Below are 23,953 nucleotides of genomic sequence, written 5' to 3'. Positions count from 1 at the left end.
TCGCGCGGGGGCGCCGTGGCTAAAGCCCGATCGCGAGTCTCAGCGTGATCGCCCGCGGTCGGATCGGAACGGTCTGCGTGGTCGTCGCCAGCGTGAAGGGATTGCCGAACCCGAAGCTGTTGCCGCGTCCATCGAGGAGATTGTCGATCGCGATCGACCAGTGTCGTGGTCCGTCGTCGAGCGTCGCGCCCGCGCCGATCGTGGCATAATCGCCCGCCGGCCGATCGAGCAGGGGATCGAAGCTCAACCGCGTCTGGCCGATATACCGCGCCGTGACATATCCGCTCGCCGGCATCCCGATCAGCGAGAACCGTCGCGTGATCCCCAGCCGCGCGGAATAATCGGGTACGACCGGCAGGCGACGATCGTCCTGCCCGGCGCGATCATAGGCGCGATCGTTGGCGGGTGACGTCAGTCGCGCGCGCTGGATCGTGGTGCCGAAGTCGATCGTGTAGGGCCGTGCGTCGAACCGTCCGCCGAACTCGACGCCGTAGTTTGTGGCATTCCCCGCATCGACCGTGCCGAACAACCCGTCAGATCCGACGACGTCGCTGCGAAGATGCTCCCAGAACGATCCGAAGATCGCGCCGCTGAGGCTGAGCCGATCGTCGAGGCCGTGGATGCGCCACCCCATCTCGATGCTCTGCAACTCATCGCCGGGGATGCGTTGCTCGGTGCTGATCGATGCCCGGGTGACACCGGCGGGACGGATCGCGCTGGCGTAACGTAGCCAGATCAGTCCGACGTCGTCGCGGTGCCAGCTGAGTGTGCCGCTCGGCGTGACGCCCAGCTTGGTGGTGCTCTGGTCGTCGGGACCTTGCTGTTCGATGTCGTTCACCGTCACGAAGCCGCGCAGACCGATCTTCAGGTCGAGCGTCGACGACAGACGTTGCGTGCCCTCGGCGAACACCGCCGCTTCGAACACCGCCTCCTTGTCGTCGCGCGCGATCACGGAGTTGGCGTCGGATTCGAAGCGGCCTTTCAGGCGGGTGGTCGCATGCAGGATCGACGCGCCGACGATCCATGGGTGGCGTGCGGTCGGATCGCTCAACCGGACCTCCTGCGTCACCAGCCGGATCGCGCGGTCCTCGACATAGGCAACCGGTGCGGTCGTGCCGAGCGCAGCGGCCATGACGCTCGCATCATAGGTGCTGCCGAATTCATGCGACACGATCGAGGTGGTCGATTGCGCGTCGAGGCTGCCGATCGGGCCGTGGATATCGAGCGACCCGGACAGGAAATCATTGTCCTGCGGCTCGGCGATCGCCGTCGCGCGCGATAGCCCGCTGGTCGCATATTGGCTGTCGCGCGCATCGATCCGCTGGCCGATGCCGCTCATGGTCGCAGTCCAACCATCGCCGATCGCCCACCGCAGCGCTGCGCGGCCCCCGCTGCGCGCGGTGCGGTTGACGTTGCGCGTGTTGCGGCCGGTGTCGTCGATCCAGCCGGGCATGGTCTCGGTCCAGCCCGACGCACGCAACGCCAACGTCCCAGTCACGATCGGCAGGTTGAGCGTGGCGTCGAGCGCACCACCGAATGCGCCATTGTTGATACCTGTCGCCTCGCCCGCGACGTTGCCCGAGACCTCGTCGAGATCGGGTGCGGTCGTGACGATCCGGATCACGCCGCCTAGCGCACCGGTGCCGTAGAGCGTGCCCTGCGGTCCTCGTAAAATCTCGATGTGGTCGATATCGACCATCCGGAGGTCGGGATCGGGCGAGGAATAGCCGATCCGCGCATCGTCGAGATACAGGCTGACCAGCGACTGGCTGGTGCCGTTGAACGCACTGTCGGCGACTCCGCGCAGGAACACGCGGTCGCGGCCGGGGCCGAGATTGGTCGAGAAGGCACCATCGGTGGTCGCGAGCAGATCGACCAGACCGCGCTTGCCGGCGAGCCGGTCGAGCGCGGGGCCGCCGAGGATGGTGATCGACGCGGGCAGGTCGGACAGGCGTTCGTCGCGCTTGCTGGCGGTGACGATGATGTCGCCGCCCTCGACGATCGGCGGTGCGACCGGTCGAACGCCGGGCTTGCGCGGAGGCAGGGGCTCGATCCGCCACGTCATGGCATCGACGCGGACCGCGCGCAGGCGCGTTCCCGCGAGCAGTCTTTTCAGCGCCTGCGCGACGTCGTTGGCGCGCGTGATCTTGCGGGCCGGCGCATCGGGCAGCTCGCCGGCCATGCCGATCGAGATGCCGGTCTGGCGGGCGAGCGAATCGAGCGCGGTCTTCAGCGATCCGGCGGGGATGACGATCGTGCGCGCGGGGTCAGCGTGGGCCGGTGCGCTCGATATGGACGACACCATCAGCGCGGTGCAGGCGTAGCGGCAGCACCGCGCGAAGCTGATCGAGAAGCCGCGAGCCGTCGCCAATCGTCAAAACCCCGGAAAAAACGAGCCCGGCGGCGGACGGATCGACCACCAGCGGGGTCCGTGCATACCGCGATATATCGGCGACAACCAGCGGCAACGGCGCGCCGTCATAGTCCAGCCGCCCATCGGTCCAGTCCGCGACCGACGTCGGTGCGACCGTCCGGCGTGCGGCGATCCCGGTGGCAGGATCGATGTCGAGCCGCTGGCCGGCGGTCAATGTGGTCGACGTGCTGCCATCATCGACATGCGGCGCGACGCTGACGCTGCCCTCGGCGACCGCGACCGAGATCCGTCCCTGCGCATTGACGACCGCAAAGCGCGTGCCGACGTCGCGGATGTCATAACCGCCCGCGCGGACGATCAACGTCCGCGATGGATCGTGGCGCACGGAAAAGCTTGCCGCGCCGTCCGCGATCTCGATCAGCGGGGTCGTGCCCCCCGACACCGACACCCGCGACCCACGATCGAGCCGCATCGCGCTGCCATCGGCGAGCGTGACTGCGCGGGTGTTACCGGCGTCGGTCGCATAGGTCTGCACGCTGGCATCGGAGCCGCTGAGCGTCGGCCCGATCAGCAGCAACGCCAGACCTGCGGCAAGCGCGCCGCCGGTACCGGTCGCCATCCACCGCCAGCGGGTCGAGCGCGCTGGCGGGGCATGATCGGAAACGCCGTCGTCGTTCGCCGGCAGCAACGCGGCGATCGCGGGGGCCGCGGCGGCGATCTCGGCATCGAGCAGCGCGATCGAATCATAGGCGGCGCGGTGCGACGGATCGGCGTCGAGCCAGTCGCCGAAGCCCGCCCAGTCCATGTCGGGCGCATCGATCCGCGCGTGCCAGGTGGCCGCTGCGTCGATCGGATCCTGGGTCGTTGCATCCATCACGGCACCCTCGTTCCGAGCGGATGCCCCCCGCTCGCATCATAGACGCCACCAGGCGCAAGCCACCGCAGTCCGGCGCGAAAATCAATCATTTAGCGCCTTTCTGAGATGGCGGAGCGCGACCGCGATATGCTTTTCGACCGCGCTGCGGCTGATCCCGAATTCGGCGGCGACTTCGGCATGCGACAGACCGTCGATCTTGTGGCGGCGAAACACGCGCATCGCGCCCTCGGGCGGACCCGCGAGCGCGGTGGCGAGTTGCGCTATTCGCTGGCGTCCGGCGACCGCGTCGAACGCCGAGGGCGCGTCGTCGATCGCCTCAGCGCCTGCGACCAGCCCCTCGGTAACCGTCGTTGTCGACTCCACATAGCCACTGTCGCGCCGCGCTCGCCGACCGTTCGCCCGCACGCGGTCGAGGACGATGTTCATGCCGATCCGGTGGAGATAAGCGAGCGGATTGGCGATTGGCCCCGTTATTGGCTGAGCGATATGCAGCCAGATTTCCTGCACGACGTCCTCGGCTTCGGCGATGCTACCCGTCCGCCCGGTGAAGAACCGGACGAGCTGCGGGCGATGCGCCGCAAGTACCGCCGACAGACCGGCAGGCTGAAGAGGATCCGAGTCGGCTACGACGTCGCTCCGAATGTCATGCCCCGTTCGAACATGGTTGCTCTCTAGCGCCTTGCCGGATCGGAAGTCGCGTTTGAAATGGTGGGTGACGCAGGGGTCGGCACCGAACCGTCTTCCCCGGAAAGGGGCGGGGCGTCAGACTGCGGCACCGTAAAGTCATGCGATACCCGGCAAAAAACACTATACCCCGGCTCAAAGAGGAGCAGGACATGACGCACAGGGACGCGCTGGCGAAGGTGCCCGCGGTGACGCTGGGGTTCTGGATCGTCAAGATCCTCGCCACCACGTTCGGCGAGACCGCGGGCGATACCGTCAGCATGTCGATGAACCTCGGCTATCTGATCGGCACCGCGATCTTCCTCGCGATCCTGATCGTGCTGGTCTGGCGACAGATCGCCGCGCACCGCTATTACCCGCTGCTATACTGGGTGACGATCATCGCCTCGACCACCGCGGGCACGACGATGGCGGACTTCGCGACGCGCTCGCTCGGGATCGGTTATGCGGGTGGGTCTGCGCTGCTGTTCGCCTGCGTGGTCGCGGCGCTGGCGGTGTGGCGGTCGGTGCTGGGATCGGTCGCGGTCGAGACCGTCCACGAACCGCGCGCGGAACTGTTCTACTGGATTACGATCACCTTTTCGCAGACGCTCGGCACCGCGCTGGGCGACTGGACCGCGGATACCGGCGGGCTGGGCTATGGTGGCGCGGCGGTGATCTTCGGCGCGATGCTGGTGGGGATCGCGGCGCTGTACGCATGGACCGCGGTCGACCGTGTCCTGCTGTTCTGGAGCGCCTTCATCCTGACACGCCCACTGGGCGCGGCGGTCGGCGATTTCCTCGACAAGCCGGTCGATCATGGCGGGCTCGCGTTCAGCCGGCCGCTGGCGTCGGCGGGCCTGGCGGTGGCGATCGTCGTACTGGTGCTCGCACTGCCGTCGCAGCGTACGCGTATCAGCCTCGGCGCAACCCGCTGATCATCCGCCACGCCAGGATGATCGCGACCGCGACCAGCAGCAACGCCGCAGCCACGAACGACAGATAGAAGAGCGGCGCGCGCCACGGGGACGTCGCGACGGTCTGCGGCGTGTCGAGCCCGCGGTCCTGCTCGATCCGCGTCGGTCGCGTGGTCGGTGTGACGAAACGGGACGTGTCGTTGATGATGAAGGCAGGTGGCGCAATCGCGGTCATCGTCCTGATCCTTGCTGATACCGTCGTGTGTGATCGATCGCGGTGTCGTTGCCTGCCCCGTAGAGCGCGAGCAGTGCGTCGAAATGATCGTCCATCGTCCGGACCGGGCGGCGGCGCTGTGGCGAGGTCTCGATCGTGCCGGCGACCGCTAGGATCGCCTCGGCGGCATCCTGCGCATCGCCCGAGCGGTACAGGGCGCCGTCGTTCGCGCAGGCGAGATCGGCCGCCCCGCCGCGGTCGGGGGCGATCAGCGTCAGCCCCGACGCGATCGCCTCCGCCGCGACGAAGCAGAACGTCTCCGCCTCGCAGCCATGGATCAGCGCGTCGGCGCTCGCCATCAGGCGGGCGAGCGCGCCGCGATCGCGGACCGGTTCGAGCAGGCGGACGTGCGGATTGTCGCCGATCGCGTCGATCACCCGGCGTTGCCGCGCACCGCCGCCGATGATCAGCAGCCCGACCGGCGCCTGCGTCCCGGCGATAGCAGCGGCCTGCGCGACCATGTCCCAGCGCTTTTCGGGGGCATGGCGACCGACGCCGATCAGCAGCAGCGCATCCTCGCCGAGTCCGCACAGCGCGAGCATCTCGCGGCGCAGCTCGGGATCGCGCAGCAGCGGCGAGAACTGGCCCGGCTCGACGCCCATCGGATCGGTCGTGACTTTGCGCAGACCGCCGTCGCGCAGGCGTTGCGTCAGGCTTTCGCTCGCGCTGACGATATGATCGAACTGCGCATCGAGCCGCCGCAGATGCCGCCAATACCAGTCGAACGCGCGATCGATCGCCTGCGTCGAGGCGACGTTGCCGAACCAGCGATAGGCATAGGCGGATAGCGGGTCGGCATGCGCGATCAGCGACAGCCGCGCGTGCGATCCCGACCGCGTCCGCCAGTCCGCGACCATCGAGGCGCTGCGCCACGGCGACGACACTTCGACGACATCTGCATCCTCTTCGTCGAGCATCGCGTGCAGCGCCTCGCGATCGGCGAAATAGCGATAGGAGCGGTCGAGCGGAAAGCGCGGCGAGCGCAGCCAGCGGACCCGCGCATTGGGGCCACGCTGCTCCTCGCGATCCTCTTCGCCGGGCGCGATCACGACGATCTCGTGACCGCGGTCGGCGAGCGCGACCAGTTTCCGGTCGATATAGGTCCGCACTCCGCCGCCGGTCGGGGTGTAGAACGCGCAGACGTCGACGATCTTCATGCCGCCATCGCCAACGGGACTGGCTCGGCGACCAGATCGGCATAGCGCGACACCGTGCGGCGTTCGGCGAGCGTGCGGAGCGTGCGGTCGATGCTGGTCAGCAACGACTCCTTGGTGACGTCGCCGGGATGGACCGCGACACGCATCGTCGGCATCCAGTCGGGCATCGTGCGCGCGATCGCAGCGACCGCGAGCGAACTGGCGGTACGCGCCGGCGAGCGGCTGGCCCAAGTCACCACAGGGCCGCGCGCGACGATTTCCCCCGTCCGCGGCTGCCAGACACGGAAATGATCCTCGGCAAGCGCGAAGTCGCAGGCTTTCAGGGCAGCATGCGCGCCCGGACCATAGAGCCAGGCGGGGGCGATGAACCCGGCGACCGGGCGGCCGATCGCCTGTTCGACCATATCGCGGCCGGCGCGCATCCGGAGTTCCGCCTCGACCGCATCGAGCCCGAGAAATTCGCCTTCGCCCGCGGTCATGTAGCGCGCCTTCAACGCGCTGGCGCCGACCCGGTGTGCGCTCGTATCGCGGTGGAACCAGCCGTGGAGGAACATCTCGACGCCCGCATCCGCCCAGTCGCGCAGCCGGCGGACGAACGCCGGCGACTGGTCGATCCGCGCGCTGCCCCAGTGATCGGGCACCACCAGCATCGCAAACCGCGGCCCGCCCAGGATCGCCTCGATCCGCTCGGCGAGCATCGCGATCGGCAGCGCGAAAGTCGGCGAGACGTCATGAATCGACACGACCAGGCGCTTGTCGGGAGGGGGCGCCCGCAACGGGGCCGGATCGGCGAATTCGGTCTGTACCATCGTATAGCTCTCGTTCGTCATGGCATCGCTGTTGACGGGACGGCACCGCGGATCTGCGTCCGCAGTCCTCACGCCGTGTGTGGCAAAAATTTATTTCACCGCAGCGACAGCCAGGGCTGCGGGGGGCCGCGAACGGCGGCGTCGTTGGGCCATGATCACGGTTTGCATGCCCGTCTCCCGTCCCGCCGATGCGCGATCCGCGAGACTTCCCAGACCCCGTATCGTTCGAAGGAGCGCTGCATGAACGACATGCCGCTGACGATGACACCGTTGACGCGCGTGCAACTGCCGCAGTTGACGCCGACGACCGTCCGCAAGAATTTCCTCGGCCGCTGGCTCGCGCCGTTATTGTCCGCCGCGATCCTGATCGCCGCCTTGTGGCAGCTGCGCGGGATCGACGTTCGCGAGATGCTGCGGATGGTGCCGCACTCGCCACTGTTCTGGACGATCTTCGCGCTCGGCTATCTGGTGACGCCGTTCAGCGAATGGGTGATCTATCGTCGCCTCTGGCAGCTCCCGCCCAGCGGAATCCTCGCGCTGCTACGCAAGCGGATCAGCAACGAGATCGTGCTCGGCTATTCGGGCGAGCTGTATTTCTACGGCTGGGCGCGGAAACACGCGACGATGGTCGGCACGCCGTTCGGCGCGATCAAGGACGTCTCGATCCTGTCCGCGGTGGTCGCCAACGTCTGCACCTTGGCGTTGGCCGTGGTCAGTTGGCAGGCGCTCGGCGCGCTGCATCTTGGCACCGATGCCAAGGTGATGACGATATCGGCGGCCAGCATGGCGATTCCGTCGCTCGTCACGCTCGTCCTGCGCAAGAAGCTGCTGACCCTGCCGCGCCCCGAACTGAGCCGGATCGCGGTCATCCATTTCCTTCGGATCGTCGCGACCACGCTGTTCGCCGCATTGCTGTGGGCGGCGGTGATGCCGGCCGCGCCGCTCGCCTGGTGGCTGGCGCTCGCGACGCTGCGCCTGCTCGTGTCGCGGCTGCCGCTGCTGCCCAGCAAGGACATCGTGTTCGCCGGGCTGGTCGCGTTCACCGTCGGGCGGACGTCGGACGTGACCGCGGTGCTGACGATGATCGCCGGCCTCTGGCTCATCACCCATCTGCTGCTCGGCGCCGCGCTGACCGCCGTCGAACTCGTGACCATGGAGCGTACCAAGTGATCCTGCTTGCCCTGCTGGCCCTAACCGCGACGCCGCCCTCGACCCCGGCGCTGGGCACTGCCGAAGCGCGTTGTCGCCCGCATGAGCAAGGGCCGGCGCTGATCGTCGACGTCGATGGTCTCAAGGATCGCGTCGGCGTGCTGCGTGCCGAACTCTACCCCGCGAAGGACGGCGATTTTCTCGCCGACGACAATGTGCTGATCGGACAGGGCAAGGTATTCCGCCGCGCGGTGCTCACCGTGCCTGCCGCAGGAACCGTGTCGCTGTGCCTGCGCGTGCCCACGCCGGGCGCGTATGCGCTGAGCGTCGTTCATGCGCGCGACGGCGGGCACGGGTTCAGCCTGCTGCACGACGGCATCGGTTTTGCGAGCAACCCCCGGCTCGGCCATTCGAAGCCGCATGCCGATCAGGCGACGGTCGTCGTCCATGACGGCCTGACCACCACGCATGTCGTGATGAACTATCGCAGCGGGCTGTTCTCGTTCGCGCCGCTCAAGCGCTAGCCGCGCCGCTTTTTCTACCTGTCTTCAAGAGGACGATATCATGCTTCGATATCTGATGGTGGCCGCTGCCGCCGTAACGCTGACCATCGCTCCCGCCGCCGCCATCCCGGCGGCGCACGACATCACGTTGATGACCTATAACGTGCACGGTCTGCCCTGGCCGATCGTCGAGGACCGCTCGACCGAATTGCAGGCGATCGGCGACCAATTGAAGGTCATGCGCGAGCGGCATGTCCAGCCTAGCATCGTCGCGGTGCAGGAGGCTTTCGTGCCCGAGGCCAAGGCGATCGGCCGGACCGCGGGCTATCGCTACGTCGCGTTCGGTCCCGCCGAGGATGCGGACGGCGCACGCGCCCCCGGCGACGACGGCTTCGTCGCGGATGGCAGCAGATTGGTCGGCGAGCGTCTCGGCAAGCATGTCGACAGCGGACTGGCGATCTTCTCCGACTATCCGATCCTCGCGGTCCGCCGGATGGCCTACCCGGTATGTGCCGGTTACGACTGCCTCGCCAACAAGGGCGCGCTGGCGGCGCTGATCGCGGTGCCCGGCATTGCCACGCCGATCCTGGTGGTCGACACGCATCTGAATTCGAACGGCGCATCGGGCGCCCCCAACGCGAGGGCGATCTACGCCTATCGCCGGCAGCTCGACCTACTCTCGCGCTTCATCGCCTCGATGGGCGCGGGCGATCGGCCGGTGCTCGTGGCGGGGGATTTCAACGTTGGGCGCGATCTGGCGCGGCGCGCGCATTTCGATCTGCGAATGTTCGGGGGGAACGACTTCCTCCAGGCGGCTGCCGTGACATGCCGAACCGCGCCTGCGTGTCCAATTGCCGAGCCGCTGGCGATGGCGGAGTCGCTCGGCCGGGCGAAGGACTGGCTGATGTACCGCTCGTCGCCAACCGTCGGGATCACGCCGATCGCCTTGGCAGCCCCGTTCGGCCGTCGCGCGGATGGCTCGATGCTGTCGGATCACATCGGCATCGTCGCGCAATACCGGATCGAACGGCGCTTGGTGCCGCAGGCCACGGTAATGACCACCGCGAGCCGCTAGGCCGGGGGTTCAGCCGGCCCTGAGCCACTGGCGCAGTACGGCGGTGACCTCGCCCGGGCGTTCGAGCGGCGCAAGGTGGCCGCAGGCACGCAACAGATGGAATCGCGCCTCGGGAATTTGCAGCGAGAGCGACAGCGCGTCGTCGGGTGAGCAGATCCGGTCACGATCGCCGACCGCGACCAGGGTCGGGACATGGATCGCAGCGATCGCCTCGCTGATGTCCGGCCGAGCGAGCAGCGCACGCTGCTGGCGTTCGAACACCACCGGGCCGACGCGGTCCGCCATCGCCTGCGCGGGGCCACTGACGATCGTGCTCAGCAGCGGATCGGCGTGCGGGGCGGTGGCGAGCATGCCCTGTCCCGCGACGGTGCGGGGCCGGACGTCCATCGATGCGCGCGTGCCGAACAGCGCGATTCGCTCGATCCGATCGGGCGCCTGGCGGACCATCTCCATCGCGACGTAGCCGCCGAGGCTGACGCCCGCGACAGCGAACCGTGGCGGTGCGCTGGCGAGAACACGCGCGGCCATTTCGGACAGTGTATCGTCCCGGGAAAGGTCGCCGAACTCGACTTGTGCGATTCCGGCGAGATCTACGATCTGGCGGGCCCATAATTGCCCGTCGCAGCCCATCGCGGGGAGCAGCATCAGCGGTGTACGCGGTCGGACCATGCGAAATCTCCGGTAGCGGCGGGTTGCGGGGATGCTCACCTCAGGCGACGAACGGGAAGGCGAGCGCGATCATGCCGACGATCGTCATCACCACACAGACCGCGATCGCGGGCACGAGCGTGAAGCGCTGGTGATCGGCGAGGTCGATCCCGACCAGGCTGACCAGCAGGTAGGTCGACGGCACCAGCGGGCTGAGCAGGTGGACCGGCTGGCCCATCAGCGACGCGCGGGCAATCGCCTCGGGCGCGACGCCGTAATGCGCGCCGGCCTCGGCGAGGATCGGCAGCATCCCGAAATAGAACGCGTCGTTCGAGATGAAGAAGGTGAACGGCATGCTCAGCACCGCGGTGATCGGTGCCATGTACGGCCCGAGCGCGGGCGGGATCACGCCGACCACCGCCTTGCTCATCGCCTCGACCATGCCGGTGCCGCCAAGGATCCCGGTGAAGATCCCCGCCGCAAAGATCAACGACACCACCGCCAGCACGTTGCCGGCGTGCGCGGAAATGCGCTCCTTCTGGTCGGCGACGCCGGGATAGTTGACGATCATCGCGATCGCGAACGCCAGCATCATTAGCACCGACAGCGGGAGAATGCCCCAGACCAGCAACGTCAGCAGCGTGATGACGAGCGCGGCGTTGAACCAGATCAGCTTGGGACGGCGTGCCTCGGGATATTGCGAGACGGCCATGCCGGTGAACTCTGTGTCCGCGGTGATCCCCGCTTCACCCATCCGGACGCGCTCCTTGCGGCCGAAATACACCGCGAGACCGATCAGGAAGGCGAGGCCGGCGATCATGCCGGGGATCAGCGGCAGGAACAGCGTCGCGGGATCGAGCTTCAGTGCGCTGGCGGCGCGCGCGGTCGGCCCGCCCCACGGCGTCAGGTTCATGATCCCGCTCGTCGTCATCAACAGGCAGACCAGGTACAGCCGGTTCATGTTGAAGCGCTTGTAGAGCGGCAGCAGCGCGGCGATCGTGATGATGTAGGTGGTCGACCCATCACCATCGAGGCTGACGAGCGCGCACAGCACCACGGTGCCGATCAAGATCCGCATCGGATCGCCATGGACCATCCGGATCAGCCGCCCGACCAGCGGATCGAACAGGCCCGTGTCGGTCATCGTCGAGAAGAACAGGATCGCGAACAACAGCATGACGCCGGTCGGCGCGAGGTTCTTGATGCCGTCGATCATCATCGGGCCGAGGCCCGCGGCCTCACCCGCGAACACGCCGAAGATCGACGGAATCACGATGAGCGCGACCAGCGGCGTCATCTTCTTGGTCATGATCAACGTCATGAACGTGGCGACCATCAGGAAGCCGAGCAGGGCAAGGTTCATCGCATCGTCCTAGGAAAGGGCGTGAATAGGGGGGTGGGGGTGGCAGACGTCGTCGCAGTTACTGTCGCGGGGGCCGCCACGAACACTCCGTCATCCTGACGAAAGTCAGGACCCAGAGCCACGCAGCGCTGCGCCCTGTAACCCTGGGTCCTGACTTTCGTCAGGATGACGGGAGGCGGGATACTGCTTGCAGCGCTAAAAACAGGACCAGCAGCCAGCATCAGAACGTAACCCCGACGCGGGCGCTGAGGGTTTGGCCGCTGTCGTTGCCGACATAGTCGCCGGCGCGGTTGTCGGTGTTCCACTGGATCGCGTTCACCTGGAAACGGGTGAAGCTGTTCAGGTACCAGTTGACGCCGACGGTCGCCGCCCAGCCGTCGCCGCCGGTCAGCAGATTGTCGAAATCGAGGCTCTCGTAGCGTGCGGTCAGCTCGATCGCGCCGACTCCGCCGTCGAATGTCGGCTTCAACACCTTGGGCTGGCCGAAGCTGCCGAGGCGCGGGTTGTACGGCGGCAGGTCGCCGGTCAGGAACAGACCGCCCGAAACGCTCCACGCCTTGCTGACGAAATCGGGACGCCCGCCGTCGAGCCGCGCGTTGCGGCGGCCCGCTTCGCCCATCACCCACAACGGCCCGCGATAGCCGCCGAGCTCGACGCCGTAGCCGGTCGTGCCGGTACCGCCGATCAGCGGCCCGGTCGACACGCGCAACGCGCCGTTGAAGCGCCCGCCGATCACCGTGTTGCGCGTCAGCGTGCCCGCGACCGACGACAGCGACTCGTCGAAGCCCCACGCGCCGATGTGCAGTACGCCGGTGTCGGACTTGATCGGGTTCCAGTGGGCGCGGCCGAGCACCGTGCGGCTGTCGCCGACCGTCTGCGTGCCGTCGATCCGGTCGCCGGTGACGGTGACCGAGGCGTGGCCGGTCTTCCAGAAGATGCGCGGCATGATCCCTACGCCGTAGAAACCGCGCTGGGGGATGATCGCGGTCGAGACCGTGGTGCGCTCCAGGAACGGGGTCGAGTCCGAGCCGGTCGAGCCTTCGAAGCCGCGATCGTTGAACAGGTGACCGGCGCGGACGTCGTAGTCGAGGCCCGGCTTGATCTTGTTGCGCCAGCCGACGAACGCGGTGACGACGTCGACCTCGTTCTCCGAAAAGTCGCTCTCGAACTGGTAGAAGAAATGCGTGCCGACGCCGCCCTCGAGTCCGAGGCGGAGCGCGCGCATGCCGGTCGTCGTGATGTTGCGGCCGTCATATTTAGAGCCGAAGCTGGAGCTGACGTCGGTCAGGATGCGGCCGCGCGGCTTGAACGTGTAGACGCCGTCCGCGGAGTGGAAGACGGGCAGGCCGGCGCCCCATTCGGTGGTCACGCCCGACGGATTGTCGCGTGCGGCAACCGCCTGCGCGACGCTGCGATCGGCCGGGCCGGGAGGCGCCAGCTGCGGCGCAAACGGCACCGTGCGGCGCGGCTCGGTGTTCTGTGCGACGACCTGCGGTGCGATCTGTACCGGCGGTACGGGCGCGGACGCCTGCGCCACCGCCGCAACATTCTCCAGCCGGTCGAGCCGCGATTTCAGCGCGGCGATCTCAGCCGCCTGCGCACGCACCAGCGCGGCAAGGTCTGCGTCGCTCGGAGCCTGCGCGAGTGCCGGGGTTGCTGCAATCAAGGCGAGTGCGGCGCACCCGGTACGGAAGAGGGTCATTGGGCTTTGGCTCCGGTGGCGAGAATCGCGGTCCAGTCGCGCAGGAAACGCTGGCGCTTGACGCGGTCGAGGTTGACGAGAAGTTGTGGGCCCACGCGGATCGGTCGCGCTTGGGCTGATGGAAGGCGGCGAGCGGAAACGTCGGTGCGGACCGGCCACAGGCTGCGCTTGGCGAGCAGCGACTGGCCCTCGCGCGACAGCAGGAAATCAAGGAAGAGCTTCGCCGCCGCCGGGTGCGCGGCCTCGCGCGCGATGAACGCGATCCGCGAGGTGACGATCGTATAGTCCTGGAGGAACGCGACGCCGATGCGGGGATCGGTCCGCGCGCGTTCCAGCGCGTAGGAGCCGATGACGTTGTACGCGAGCGCCTGCCGCCCCTCGGCGACGTCGCGCAGCATCGGCTCGCTGGTCTGCGCGAGGACAGGCTTGGTCGCGGCGATCGCCTCCAGCAGCGACCGCGTATCGCGGGTGATCGCCATGTCCTCGGACAGGTACAGATAGCCGACGTTGGAGCGTGCCGGGTCGAATGTCGTGACGCGGCCAGTTAACGTGCGGGCATTCTGCCGCAGCCATGTCTCCAGCGCGGCATGGGTGCGCGGCACTTCGGCGGCAGGCACGAGGCGCTTGTTGTAGACGATCCCGATCGGCTCCGCGGTGACGCCGAAGCCCATGTTCTTCCACACCGACACCGGCGGCAGCGCGGGCTTTTCGGGGCTCGCATAGCCTTGCGCAAAGCCGTCGTTGATCAGCTTCACCTGAAGGTCCATTGCCGACGACCAGACGAGATCGGCGGACATGCGGCGCGCGCGCGTCTCGGTGACGAAGCGCCGGTACATCTCGGTCGAGCCGATGTCCGCATACAGCACGGTGATGCCCGGATACCGCTTCCGGAACGCTGCAACGACCGGCAGCAATTCTGCGCGATCGGCATTGCCGTAGATCCGCACCTGCCGCTCGGCGCGCGCGTCGGAGATGAGCTGGTCGTAGGAGCGCGGATAGTTGGCAGGGCGCTGCGCCACGACGGCGGTCGCGGTGAAACTCGTAGCCAGCAGTGCAATCTTCAGAAAAATTTGGGCCATCATCACTCTCCTCGCCTTCCGTCTCTGTGTTCGGATAGACTGCATCGGTGGAGTACGAACCGAACCTGTCACCAACCTTTCATGGTTTTTCATGCGCATCCTGCTGATCGAGGACGACGCGGCGCTTGCGCGGAGCATCGGCGCGTTGCTGCGCGCGGGTGGCAATGCGGTCGATCACGTGGTGACCGGCGAGGACGCATTGTCGGTGGTCGCAGGCGAGCCCTATGCGCTGGTGATCCTCGACGTCGGCCTGCCCGGCATCGATGGTTTCACCGTGCTGGAAACCTTGCGGCGTCGTGGCGAGCGTGTTCCGGTATTGATGCTCACCGCCCGCGACGCGCTCGACGACCGGGTTCGCGGGCTCGATCTCGGCGCTGACGATTACCTCCGTAAACCGTTCGAGCCCGAGGAACTCGAGGCCCGCGTCCGCGCGCTCGGCCGGCGACGCGGCGGCGATCCGCTGCCGGTGCTCAGCGTCGGTACGCTGACGATCAACCGCTCGACCGGCGACGCCGACATCGCCGGTCGAGCACTGGACCTGCGCCGCCGCGAACGCGCGGTGCTGGAGGCACTCGCGACACGTGCCGGTCGCGTCGTCCCGCGCGAATTGCTGATCGGCGAGGTGTTCGGGTTTGACGAGCCGGTCGGCGGCAACGCGATCGAAGTCCACGTCACCCGCCTGCGCACCAAGCTTGCGCCCGACGGCCCCGGCATCCGCACCGTGCGCGGCGTCGGCTACATGCTCGATGCCGGCTAAACCCCGCACTCCGGCGCTCAGGACGCGGTTGCTGGTAGCGGTGCTTGGCCCGTTGCTGGCGGCAGCGATCTTGATCGGCGTGGTCGGCGCGACGCTGATCGCCGACGTGGTCCGCCGCACGAACGACCGCGTGCTCGGCGGTGCGCTCGGCGCGATCGCGGAGACGGTGCAGGTCGAGCGCGGCGAGGTGACGCTTGATCTGCCCGCCGCCGCGTTCGGGATGCTGGAGAACACCGAGCGCGACAACGTCTATTACCGCGTCGCCGTAGGGACCGACCTGCTCACGGGCTATGCGGACTTGCCCGCGCCCGATCCCGCGACGCTCGCGATCGACGTGCCGCGCTATCGCTTCGCCCGCTACCGCGACCAGCAGATCCGCATCGCCGAAGTCCGCCGCGCGCTCCCACGCATCGACAAGCCCGTGATCGTCCAGATTGCCGAGACGCTCGACAACCGTGGCGCATTGACCCGCCGCCTGATGCTGGCGCTGCTGATCGGCGAATGCGTCCTGGTCGGTGCGGCGGCGCTATTGCTCCGTCCTGCATTGGGGTGGTCGCTGCGACCACTCGCGCGCCTTCGCGGTGCCGTCGAAGCGCGCGACGAACGCGCGCGTCCGGATTTCTCGCCGCTCGACACCGGTCCGTTGCCAAGCGAACTCCGCCCGCTCGCCAGCGCGTTCGACCGTCTCCTGGCGCAGCTCGACACCGCGACCGTCGGCGTCCGCCGCTTCACCGCCGACGCCTCGCACCAGATGCGCACGCCGCTGTCGGTGCTGAAGGTCCAGGTCGCGCTTGCCCGCCGCGGCTCCGATGTTGAACGCCGCGAGGCGTTGGACGAGATCGCCGATGTCGCAATCCGTCTCGAACGTCTGGTGACGCAGCTGCTCGCGCTAGCGCGTGCGGAGGAGGCTGGCGTGTCCGCCCCGCTCGAGGCGGTCGACCTGCGTGAAGTCGCGAGCGCGGTCATCGCTCGCCAGATCAATACAGCGATCCGTGCGGGCGTCGACCTCGTGCTCGAGAGCGACGACGATCGCCGCTACGTCGTGGCGGGCCATCGGACCCTGGTATTCGAAATCGTCTCGAACCTGATCGACAACGGTATCCGCTACAATCGCGAGGGCGGGACGGTGTGGATCGCGCTGCGTGACACACTGGACGGACTGGCGATCGTCGTCGCCGACGATGGGCCGGGGATTGCGCCCGAGCACCGGGAAAAAGCCTTTGGCCGCTTCGTCCGCTTCGGTGCCGCGACCGGGGCTGTCGGCAATCCCGAGGGCACAGGCCTGGGTCTGGCGATCGTAAAGTCGGCCGCGGCGCGTCTCAACGCTACCGTCGGGTTCGTCGACGCGGACCGCGGGACGGCGATCATCCTGCAATTCGCGCCATCGGACGGTACGGTTCAGGTCCCGCCGGGCAACGCATGACGCCCCCGACGGGTGCGGTTTAGCGTTCGCTTAGAGGACGCGGTTGATCAGGTTTTCGATCCGCTCCTGCTGGCCGGAGACCGGCTTGGGATCGATGCCGCGCTCGACGGCCAGATCCGCGATGCCAGCAAGGTCGAGCCCGCCGATTGCGCCGCCGAACTCGCCGTCCCAGCCGGCGTAGCGCTTGGTCTTGATCGCATCGATACGACCGTCTTCGATCAGCTTGGCGGCATTGAGAAGGCCTTTCGCGACGACGTCGATCGCGCCGACATGACCGTAGAACAGGTCGGCCGGGTCCATGCTCTGGCGCCGCACCTTGGCGTCGAAGTTGAAGCCGCCGGTGGTGAACCCGCCCGCGCGGATGATCTCGAGATTGGCAAGCGTCAGTTCCTCGACCGAGTTCGGGAATTGATCGGTATCCCAGCCGTTCTGCGGATCGCCGCGGTTGGCGTCGATCGAGCCGAAGATGCCGAGCGCCGCGGCGGTCGCGATCTCATGTTCGAACGTGTGGCTGGCGAGCGTCGCGTGGTTCGCCTCGATGTTGACCTTGACCTCGTTCTCGAGGCCATAGCGCTTGAGGAAGCCATACACCGTCGCGGTGTCGAAGTCGTACTGGTGCTTGGTCGGCTCGAACGGCTTCGGCTCGATCAGGATCGTGCCGGTGAAGCCGATCTTGTGCTTGTGCTCGACGACCAGGCTCAGGAAGCGGCCGAAATTGTCGAGCTCGCGCTTCATGTCGGTGTTGAGCAGCGTCTCGTAGCCCTCGCGACCGCCCCACAGCACGTAGTTCTGACCACCGAGGCGGTGCGTCGCCTCGAGCGCATCGCGGACCTGCATCGCGCCGAACGCGAACACTTCCGGATCGGGGTTGGTCGCGCCGCCAGCGGCGAAGCGCGGGTGGCTGAACAAATTGGCGGTGCCCCAGAGGAGCTTGCGGCCCGTTGCGGCCTGGAGCTGTTCGAGATGATCGACCGCCTCGGCGAAGAACTTGCGGTGCTCGGTGATGTTGGCTGCGTCCGCCATCACGTCGACGTCGTGGAAGCAGTAATAGGGCACGTCGAGCGTCTTGAAGAACTCGAACGCGACCTCGCGCTTCATTGCCGCGGCGGCGCTGTCGTTGGCGCCGCGGTGCCACGGGCGATCGAACGTGCCGCCGCCGAACACGTCGGAGCCGGGCCAGCAGAAGGTGTGCCAGAAGCATGCGGCGAAGCGGAGGTGATCCTCCATGCGCTTGCCGAGGACCAACTTGTCCTTGTCGTAGAAGCGGTAGGCTAGCTCGTTGGTGCTATCGGGGCCCTCATATTTGATCTGGGGAATATCGGCGAAGAAGTCGGACATCAAAGCTTCCTACGATTTTGGGGTGATGCGGGAATAGGCTTGGCGGAACGCGGCCTTCTTCTCGGCGAGCGCCGAGACGAGGGCAGGGTCGGGGACGATGGTGTGCGAGACGGGAGGCGCGACGCAGATTGTGGCGGGGTCGCCGCCGTCGACGCCGAGTTGGGCGAGCCGTGCGGCACCGAGTGCGGGGCCGACCTCGCCGCCCTGGAGATAGACGAGTTCCACCTCCATCGCCGCGGCGATCACTTGGCCCCAATAGCGCGAGCGGGCACCGCCGCCGATCACCGCGAGGCGCTCGACCGTCGTGCCGGCCTCACGCAACACGTCGAGACCGTCGGCGAGTGCGAACGCCACGCCTTCGAGCACCGCCTGCGACAGGCGACCTGCATCGGTGTCGTTGTCGAGGCGGAGGAACGCGCCGCGCACCTCGGGGTCGTTATGCGGCGTGCGTTCACCCGAGAGGTAGGGTAGGAAGATCTCGGGGCCACTGGCGGGACCAGCCGCCTCGGCACGCGCGAACAGATCGGCGGCACCGGCCGCACCGGTGATCCGCGCGACCCAGTCGATGCACGACGCCGCCGAAAGGTGGACCGACATCTGATGCCACATGCCGGGTAGCGCATGACAGAAGGCGTGGACCGCGCGCGCCGGATTGGGGCGGAAGTCGTTGGTCGCGACGAAGATCACGCCCGACGTGCCGAGCGACAGCAGCGCATCGCCGTCCTTGACGACGCCGACGCCGACCGCGCCCGCCGCATTGTCGCTGCCGCCTGCCGCGACCGGCACCTGCGGCATGCCCCAGAGTTCGGCGACCTCGGCGGTGAGCGTGCCGGTAATTTCCGTGCCCTCGTGCAGCGCCGGCATCTGCGCCTGCGTCAGCCCGCAGGCGGCGAGGATCTCGTCGCTCCAGCAGCGGCCGCCGACGTCAAGCCACAAGGTGCCGGCGCTGTCGGACAGGTCCGACGCCTTGTCGCCGGTCATCAGCAGCCGGACATAGTCCTTGGGCAGCAACACCGTGGCGATCTTCGCGAAGACTTCCGGCTCATGCTCGCGGACCCAGAGCAGCTTCGGCGCGGTGAAGCCGGGCATCGCGATGTTGCCCGAGATTTGGCACAGGTTGGGAACGGCGCGCTCCAGTGCCTCGCACTCGGCGAAGCAACGGCCGTCGTTCCACAGGATCGCGGGGCGGAGCGGCTTGTCGTCGGCATCGAGCAAGGTCGCGCCGTGCATCTGGCCGGCGAGCCCGACGCAGCGAACCGAACGGCGGACGCTCGGGTCGATCGCCTGGACGGCGGCGATGGTAGCTTTCCACCACGCATCCGGATCCTGTTCGGACCAGAGCGGATGCGGTCGCTGCACGGTCAGCGCGGCGGTGCCCTGACCCACCACGCTGCCATGCTCGTCGAGCACCACGGCCTTGACACCCGAGGTGCCGATATCGATTCCAAGGAACATCAGTTGACAAACGGATCGATGGTCGGGATCGAGCCATCGGGCGCGAACTTCAGTTCGGTCACCTTGACGTTGCGCAGGTGGTTCTTGTTGCTCAGCTGCGTGTCCGCATAGAACAGCCACCATTTCTTGTTCCATTCGATGATCGAATGGTGGCTGGTCCAGCCCTGTACCGGCTTCAGGATATGGCCGCGGTAGGTGAACGGACCATAGGGGTTGTCGCCGGTCGCGTAGTTCAGGAAGTGCGTGTCGCCGGTCGAGTAGGTGTAGTAATATTTGCCGCCGCGCGTGAAGACCCAGGACGCCTCGAAAAAGCGGCGCTCATGGTCGCCGCCGAGCACAGGCTTGCCGGCCTCGTCGAGGATCTGGACGTCGCGCGGGGTTTCGGCGAAACTCTTCATGTCTGGGTTGAGCTTGGCGATCTTGCCCGACAGCGCGGGCTGGTCGTCCTTGCCGAGATCGGTATCCGAGCCGTTGGCGTCGAACTTGCCGTCCTTCCAGCGTTGGAGCTGGCCACCCCAGATGCCGCCGAAATACATGTAGCTCGCGCCGTTCGCGTCGGTGAACACTGCGGGGTCCATCGAGAAGCTGCCGGCGATCGGCTTGGAATCGGCCTTGAACGGTCCGACCGGGCTCTTCGATGTGGCGACACCGATCCGGAACGTGCCGAGGCCGTTCTTGTCGAGCTGTTTGTCGCGGACCGGGAAGTAGAGGAAATAGGTGCCGTTCTTGTAGGCTGCGTCGGGTGCCCACATCTGCTTCGACGCCCAGGGCACGTCCTTCACGTCGAGCGCGACACCGTTGACCTTCACCGGGCCGCCGATCCGATCCATCGACAGCACGCGGTAGTCGCGCATCGCATATTGATTGCCGAGATCGTCGTCGCCGATCGCCGCATCGATGTCATGGCTCGGATAGACGTAGATCTTGCTGTTGAACACGTGCGCCGAGGGATCGGCAGTGTAGATCGACGTCACCAGCGGCTGCGAGAGATAGCGCTTCCCCTCGGGACTCCGCGGTTCGGCCTTGGCCGTCTTCGGTGTAGGCGCTGGTGCGGTCTGGGCCAGCGCGACGCTGCCGACGAGCGCAAGCGACAGGCTCGCGGCAAGGGTGGGTATACGCAGTGGCATGGCCAGTCGATCCTTCCTAATTCAAGCGATCTTCTACGAGATCTGACTTCCGTCGATTTGCGGAAATAGCGCTACCATAACAGTCTGTACGGGGCGGGCAAGGGGACTTGTGCCGAGTATGTTGCCGTGCGTCGACCGCGGCTTGGACGCGGGCGATGCTGCACAGGGCACCACGACCAAGGTCCAAAGTCGTCGGCCATTTCATGCGGCGAGCGGTTGCGCTAACGATAGGACAAATGACCACTCCGCTTCCCACAGCCAAGCCATCACGCCGCGCCGGCGGTGCACCGACGATCAGCGACGTCGCCCGCCGCGCCGGTGTCTCGCCGATGACCGTCTCGCGCGTCATCAACGGCGAGAGCAACGTCCGCCCGGTGACGCGCGAGGCGGTCAATGCCGCGATCACCGCGCTGAACTATGCGCCCAACCCTGCGGCGCGCAGCCTGGCCGGGGCAGGGCAGACGCGGATCGGCCTGCTCTACAGCAACCCGAGCGCGGGCTTCCTCAGCGAGTTCCTGCTGGGCAGTCTCGACCAGGCGGCGCGCAGCGACGTCCAGATCATCGTCGAGAAATGCGACCTGGGCGAGCATGAGCTCGAGGTTACGCGGCATCTGATCGCGGGTGGGATCGACGGCATCGTCCTGCCGCCACCGCTGTGCGAAGCCGAGGCGATCCTCGAATTGCTCGCCGAGGCGCGGATTCCGACGGTGTCGGTCGCCAGCGGCCGTCCGTCCGACGACGTCCTTGCGGTGCGGATCGACGACCGTGAGGCCGCGCTGACGATGACGCGGCACATCATGGCGCTGGGCCATCGCCGGATCGGCTTCATTACCGGCAACCCCAATCTCTCGGCGAGCGCGCGCCGTCTCGAAGGCTATGGCGCCGCATTGCAGGAGGCCGGGATCGCGGTCGACGAGACGCTGATCCAGTCCGGGCTCTATACCTATCGGTCGGGGCTCGATGCTGCCGAGGCGCTGCTCGCGCTGCCCGAACCACCGACCGCGATCTTCTCGTCCAACGACGACATGGCCGCCGCCACCGTCGCGGTCGCGCATCGCCGCGGGCTCGATGTGCCGGGCGATCTGACGGTGTGCGGGTTCGACGACACGATCATGTCGACCGCGATCTGGCCCGAGTTGACGACGATCTACCAGCCGATCGCGGACATGGCGCGAATCGCGGTCGAGATGCTGGTCGCGGCGATTCGTCGCCCCAGCGGTATCGTCCCCGCGGATCGCCACCGGCTGCTCGATTATACGCTGATCCGTCGCCAGTCGGATGCCGCGCCACGGCGGCGTCCGCGCGCGGACGTGGCATGAGCCACGCGGTGTAAGACGGAAATTCGCAGTGTCGACGTCGGCGGAGCACGCTTGACGTCGGCACAGGAGATGGTAGCGATACCAGCATAAATGGACGCCGACGGATCGGTAATCGTTCGACAGGAGAGTTTTGCGTGCAACGGCAACCGGTTCGGCCCTTCCGATCGCGTGACTGGTTCGCGGACCCCGCGCGCTCGGACATGACCGCGCTCTATCTCGAACGATTCATGAACTATGGCCTGACGCCTGCGGAGTTGCGCTCCGGGCGGCCGATCATCGGCATCGCGCAGACCGGCAGCGACCTGTCGCCGTGCAATCGCATCCATCTCGATCTCGCGCGCCGCGTTCGCGACGGCATCCGCGACGCGGGTGGGATCGCGATGGAATTCCCGGTCCATCCGATCTTCGAGAATTGTCGCCGGCCGACCGCGGCGCTCGATCGCAACCTCGCCTATCTCGGGCTGGTCGAGACGCTCTACGGCTATCCGATCGACGCGGTCGTTCTCACCACCGGGTGCGACAAGACCACGCCGTCGGGGATCATGGCGGCGTCGACCGTCGATATCCCCGCGATCGTGCTGTCGGGTGGGCCGATGCTCGACGGCTGGCACGAAGGCGAGCTGGTTGGATCGGGCACCGTCATCTGGCGCTCGCGGCGCAAGCTGGCGGCGGGCGAGATCGACGAGGAGGAGTTCCTCCAGCGCGCGACCGACAGTGCGCCGTCGGCCGGGCATTGCAACACGATGGGCACCGCCTCGACGATGAACGCGGTCGCCGAGGCGCTCGGCCTGTCGCTGACCGGCTGCGCGGCGATCCCCGCGCCCTACCGCGAGCGCGGCCAGTTCGCGTACGAGACCGGGCGGCGGATCGTCGACATGGCGTATGAGGATCTGCGGCCGTCGCAAATCCTCAGCCGCGAGAGTTTCCTCAACGCGATCCGCGTCGTGACCGCGATCGGCGGATCGTCGAACGCGCAGCCGCACATCCATGCGATGGCGAAGCATGCCGGGATCGAGATCACCGCCGCCGACTGGTCCGATCATGGCTATGACCTGCCGCTGCTGGTCGATGTGCAGCCCGCCGGGCGCTTCCTCGGCGAACGCTTTCACCGCGCGGGCGGCGTGCCCGCGGTGCTGAGCGAACTGCTGGCGGCGGGCAAGCTCGATGGCGACTGCCTGACCGTGACTGGCCGCACGCTGGCGGAGAACATCACCGGCCGCGTCGCCACCGACCGCGAGGTGATCCGCGCCTATGACACGCCGTTGAAGGAACAGGCCGGGTTCCTGGTACTGTCGGGCAATCTGTTCGACGTCGCGATCATGAAGACCAGCGTGATCTCGCCCGCCTTTCGTGCGCGCTATCTCGAGCGATCGGGCGCCGAGGACGTGTTCGAATCGCGCGCGATCGTGTTCGAGGGCTCGGACGATTATCACCACCGGATCAACGATCCCGCGCTCGACATCGACGAGGACTGCATCCTCGTGATCCGCGGCGCCGGGCCGATCGGCTGGCCGGGCTCGGCCGAGGTCGTCAACATGCAGCCGCCCGATCATTTGATCCAGCGCGGCATCATGACGCTGCCGACGCTGGGCGACGGGCGCCAGTCGGGGACGTCGGACAGTCCGTCGATCCTGAACGCTAGCCCCGAAAGCGCGGTTGGCGGCGGGCTTTCGTGGCTGCGGACCGGCGACATCATCCGCATCGACCTGAAAGCAGGGCGGTGCGACGCGCTGGTCGACGATGACGAGATCGCGCGGCGGCGTGGCGAGCCAGCACCACCGGTGCCAGCGAGCAACACGCCGTGGGAGGAGCTGTACCGCGAGAAGACGGGGCAGCTTGCCGATGGCGCGGTGCTCGACTTCGCGGTCAAGTACCGCGGTATCGCGGCGCGGACGCCGCGGCATAATCACTGACCGGTTCGACGAATAAACCCAAAGACGACAC

At 67.3% G+C, this 23,953-nt stretch carries 21 protein-coding genes; 8 read left to right on the top strand and 13 right to left on the bottom strand.

Annotated elements, in window-relative coordinates; all coding sequences use genetic code 11:
• Nucleotides 1-19 precede the first annotated feature (19 nt).
• The 3 genes from C8J46_RS10665 to C8J46_RS10655 form a co-directional block, all read right to left on the bottom strand.
• Nucleotides 20-2,371 (bottom strand): TonB-dependent receptor, encoded by a 2,352-nt coding sequence (locus tag C8J46_RS10665; RefSeq protein ID WP_132738660.1) that lies wholly within the window; start codon nt 2,369-2,371, stop codon nt 20-22.
• Nucleotides 2,268-3,248, bottom strand: coding sequence for a FecR domain-containing protein (locus C8J46_RS10660; RefSeq protein ID WP_132738656.1), 981 nt, complete (start codon nt 3,246-3,248; stop codon nt 2,268-2,270). The genes C8J46_RS10665 and C8J46_RS10660 overlap by 104 nt, the downstream gene beginning before the upstream one ends.
• Before the next feature lie 84 nt (nt 3,249-3,332).
• Complete coding sequence (locus tag C8J46_RS10655; protein ID WP_243643356.1) at nt 3,333-3,845, bottom strand: sigma-70 family RNA polymerase sigma factor; 513 nt, start codon at nt 3,843-3,845, stop codon at nt 3,333-3,335.
• A 242-nt stretch (nt 3,846-4,087) separates the two neighbouring features.
• On the opposite strand from C8J46_RS10655, the gene C8J46_RS10650 reads away from it, so the two are divergent.
• A complete protein-coding gene (locus C8J46_RS10650; protein ID WP_132738650.1) occupies nt 4,088-4,852 on the top strand; it encodes a hypothetical protein in 765 nt (254 codons plus the stop codon).
• Here C8J46_RS10650 and C8J46_RS10645 read toward each other — a convergent pair.
• Genes C8J46_RS10645 through C8J46_RS10635 form a run of 3 tightly spaced genes read right to left on the bottom strand, consistent with a single transcriptional unit; the run spans nt 4,830 to nt 7,071 of the window.
• A complete protein-coding gene (locus tag C8J46_RS10645; protein ID WP_132738647.1) occupies nt 4,830-5,066 on the bottom strand; it encodes a hypothetical protein in 237 nt (78 codons plus the stop codon). The genes C8J46_RS10650 and C8J46_RS10645 overlap by 23 nt on opposite strands.
• Entirely contained in the window at nt 5,063-6,262 is a 1,200-nt protein-coding gene (locus C8J46_RS10640) for a glycosyltransferase (protein ID WP_132738644.1), read from the bottom strand. Before C8J46_RS10640 ends, C8J46_RS10645 begins: the two co-directional genes overlap by 4 nt.
• A complete protein-coding gene (locus tag C8J46_RS10635) occupies nt 6,259-7,071 on the bottom strand; it encodes a polysaccharide deacetylase family protein (RefSeq protein ID WP_132739544.1) in 813 nt (270 codons plus the stop codon). Before C8J46_RS10635 ends, C8J46_RS10640 begins: the two co-directional genes overlap by 4 nt.
• Before the next feature lie 240 nt (nt 7,072-7,311).
• On the opposite strand from C8J46_RS10635, the gene C8J46_RS21210 reads away from it, so the two are divergent.
• Genes C8J46_RS21210 through C8J46_RS10625 form a run of 3 tightly spaced genes read left to right on the top strand, consistent with a single transcriptional unit; the run spans nt 7,312 to nt 9,798 of the window.
• A complete protein-coding gene (locus C8J46_RS21210; RefSeq protein WP_243643325.1) occupies nt 7,312-8,241 on the top strand; it encodes a hypothetical protein in 930 nt (309 codons plus the stop codon).
• A complete protein-coding gene (locus C8J46_RS21205; protein ID WP_243643324.1) occupies nt 8,238-8,744 on the top strand; it encodes a DUF2141 domain-containing protein in 507 nt (168 codons plus the stop codon). The genes C8J46_RS21210 and C8J46_RS21205 overlap by 4 nt, the downstream gene beginning before the upstream one ends.
• A 40-nt stretch (nt 8,745-8,784) precedes the next feature.
• The gene (locus C8J46_RS10625) at nt 8,785-9,798 is read left to right on the top strand and encodes an endonuclease/exonuclease/phosphatase family protein (RefSeq protein ID WP_132738641.1); all 1,014 of its coding nucleotides are present in this window, start codon (nt 8,785-8,787) and stop codon (nt 9,796-9,798) included.
• Nucleotides 9,799-9,807: 9 nt separating this feature from the next.
• On the opposite strand, the gene C8J46_RS10620 is transcribed toward C8J46_RS10625, so the two are convergent.
• The 4 genes from C8J46_RS10620 to C8J46_RS10605 form a co-directional block, all read right to left on the bottom strand.
• Nucleotides 9,808-10,467, bottom strand: coding sequence for an alpha/beta fold hydrolase (locus C8J46_RS10620; protein ID WP_132738638.1), 660 nt, complete (start codon nt 10,465-10,467; stop codon nt 9,808-9,810).
• Nucleotides 10,468-10,507: 40 nt separating this feature from the next.
• Nucleotides 10,508-11,809 (bottom strand): CitMHS family transporter, encoded by a 1,302-nt coding sequence (locus tag C8J46_RS10615; RefSeq protein ID WP_056064457.1) that lies wholly within the window; start codon nt 11,807-11,809, stop codon nt 10,508-10,510.
• Nucleotides 11,810-12,029: 220 nt separating this feature from the next.
• Nucleotides 12,030-13,511: a porin gene (locus tag C8J46_RS10610; RefSeq protein WP_132738635.1), complete on the bottom strand. Its 1,482-nt coding sequence runs from the start codon at nt 13,509-13,511 to the stop codon at nt 12,030-12,032.
• A complete protein-coding gene (locus tag C8J46_RS10605) occupies nt 13,508-14,590 on the bottom strand; it encodes an ABC transporter substrate-binding protein (RefSeq protein WP_243643323.1) in 1,083 nt (360 codons plus the stop codon). The genes C8J46_RS10610 and C8J46_RS10605 overlap by 4 nt, the downstream gene beginning before the upstream one ends.
• Nucleotides 14,591-14,681: 91 nt before the next feature.
• On the opposite strand from C8J46_RS10605, the gene C8J46_RS10600 reads away from it, so the two are divergent.
• Together C8J46_RS10600 and C8J46_RS10595 are read left to right on the top strand one after the other, a co-directional pair.
• Entirely contained in the window at nt 14,682-15,347 is a 666-nt protein-coding gene (locus C8J46_RS10600) for a response regulator transcription factor (RefSeq protein WP_207894156.1), read from the top strand.
• Nucleotides 15,337-16,770 (top strand): sensor histidine kinase, encoded by a 1,434-nt coding sequence (locus tag C8J46_RS10595; RefSeq protein ID WP_132738630.1) that lies wholly within the window; start codon nt 15,337-15,339, stop codon nt 16,768-16,770. The genes C8J46_RS10600 and C8J46_RS10595 overlap by 11 nt, the downstream gene beginning before the upstream one ends.
• Before the next feature lie 30 nt (nt 16,771-16,800).
• Here C8J46_RS10595 and xylA read toward each other — a convergent pair whose 3' ends face one another.
• From xylA to C8J46_RS10580, 3 genes are read right to left on the bottom strand one after another with little or no spacing between them, the layout of a single operon-like run.
• A complete protein-coding gene (gene xylA / locus C8J46_RS10590; RefSeq protein WP_132738627.1) occupies nt 16,801-18,111 on the bottom strand; it encodes a xylose isomerase in 1,311 nt (436 codons plus the stop codon).
• 6 nt (nt 18,112-18,117) lie between these two features.
• On the bottom strand, nt 18,118-19,563 hold the full coding sequence (xylB, locus tag C8J46_RS10585; protein WP_132738624.1) for a xylulokinase: 1,446 nt from the start codon (nt 19,561-19,563) through the stop codon (nt 18,118-18,120).
• Nucleotides 19,563-20,690 (bottom strand): glycoside hydrolase family 43 protein, encoded by a 1,128-nt coding sequence (locus tag C8J46_RS10580; RefSeq protein ID WP_132738621.1) that lies wholly within the window; start codon nt 20,688-20,690, stop codon nt 19,563-19,565. Before C8J46_RS10580 ends, xylB begins: the two co-directional genes overlap by 1 nt.
• Before the next feature lie 236 nt (nt 20,691-20,926).
• Between C8J46_RS10580 and C8J46_RS10575 the strand changes: the two genes are divergently transcribed.
• Nucleotides 20,927-22,009 carry a LacI family DNA-binding transcriptional regulator gene (locus C8J46_RS10575; RefSeq protein ID WP_132738618.1) on the top strand — a complete coding sequence of 361 codons (1,083 nt, stop codon included), beginning with the start codon at nt 20,927-20,929 and terminating at the stop codon, nt 22,007-22,009.
• Nucleotides 22,010-22,143: 134 nt separating this feature from the next.
• Nucleotides 22,144-23,922: an IlvD/Edd family dehydratase gene (locus C8J46_RS10570; RefSeq protein ID WP_132738615.1), complete on the top strand. Its 1,779-nt coding sequence runs from the start codon at nt 22,144-22,146 to the stop codon at nt 23,920-23,922.
• The last annotated feature ends 31 nt before the right edge of the window (nt 23,923-23,953 follow it).

It is taken from the genome of Sphingomonas sp. PP-F2F-A104-K0414, from assembly GCF_004340945.1.
GTDB lineage: Bacteria > Pseudomonadota > Alphaproteobacteria > Sphingomonadales > Sphingomonadaceae > Sphingomonas.
This window is presented reverse-complemented; position numbering and strand designations above follow the sequence as displayed.

Coding starts and splice junctions, on each gene's coding strand:
- C8J46_RS10575 (WP_132738618.1), top strand. CDS start 20,927: ATGACCACTCCGCTTCCCACAGCCAAGCCATCACGCCGCGCCGGCGGT.
- C8J46_RS10640 (WP_132738644.1), bottom strand. CDS start 6,262: ATGAAGATCGTCGACGTCTGCGCGTTCTACACCCCGACCGGCGGCGGA.
- C8J46_RS10625 (WP_132738641.1), top strand. CDS start 8,785: ATGCTTCGATATCTGATGGTGGCCGCTGCCGCCGTAACGCTGACCATC.
- C8J46_RS10580 (WP_132738621.1), bottom strand. CDS start 20,690: ATGCCACTGCGTATACCCACCCTTGCCGCGAGCCTGTCGCTTGCGCTC.
- xylB (WP_132738624.1), bottom strand. CDS start 19,563: ATGTTCCTTGGAATCGATATCGGCACCTCGGGTGTCAAGGCCGTGGTG.
- C8J46_RS10595 (WP_132738630.1), top strand. CDS start 15,337: ATGCCGGCTAAACCCCGCACTCCGGCGCTCAGGACGCGGTTGCTGGTA.
- C8J46_RS10660 (WP_132738656.1), bottom strand. CDS start 3,248: ATGGATGCAACGACCCAGGATCCGATCGACGCAGCGGCCACCTGGCAC.
- C8J46_RS10615 (WP_056064457.1), bottom strand. CDS start 11,809: ATGAACCTTGCCCTGCTCGGCTTCCTGATGGTCGCCACGTTCATGACG.
- C8J46_RS10605 (WP_243643323.1), bottom strand. CDS start 14,590: ATGGCCCAAATTTTTCTGAAGATTGCACTGCTGGCTACGAGTTTCACC.
- C8J46_RS10650 (WP_132738650.1), top strand. CDS start 4,088: ATGACGCACAGGGACGCGCTGGCGAAGGTGCCCGCGGTGACGCTGGGG.
- C8J46_RS10635 (WP_132739544.1), bottom strand. CDS start 7,071: ATGGTACAGACCGAATTCGCCGATCCGGCCCCGTTGCGGGCGCCCCCT.
- C8J46_RS10610 (WP_132738635.1), bottom strand. CDS start 13,511: ATGACCCTCTTCCGTACCGGGTGCGCCGCACTCGCCTTGATTGCAGCA.
- C8J46_RS10620 (WP_132738638.1), bottom strand. CDS start 10,467: ATGGTCCGACCGCGTACACCGCTGATGCTGCTCCCCGCGATGGGCTGC.
- C8J46_RS10645 (WP_132738647.1), bottom strand. CDS start 5,066: ATGACCGCGATTGCGCCACCTGCCTTCATCATCAACGACACGTCCCGT.
- C8J46_RS21210 (WP_243643325.1), top strand. CDS start 7,312: ATGAACGACATGCCGCTGACGATGACACCGTTGACGCGCGTGCAACTG.
- C8J46_RS10600 (WP_207894156.1), top strand. CDS start 14,682: ATGCGCATCCTGCTGATCGAGGACGACGCGGCGCTTGCGCGGAGCATC.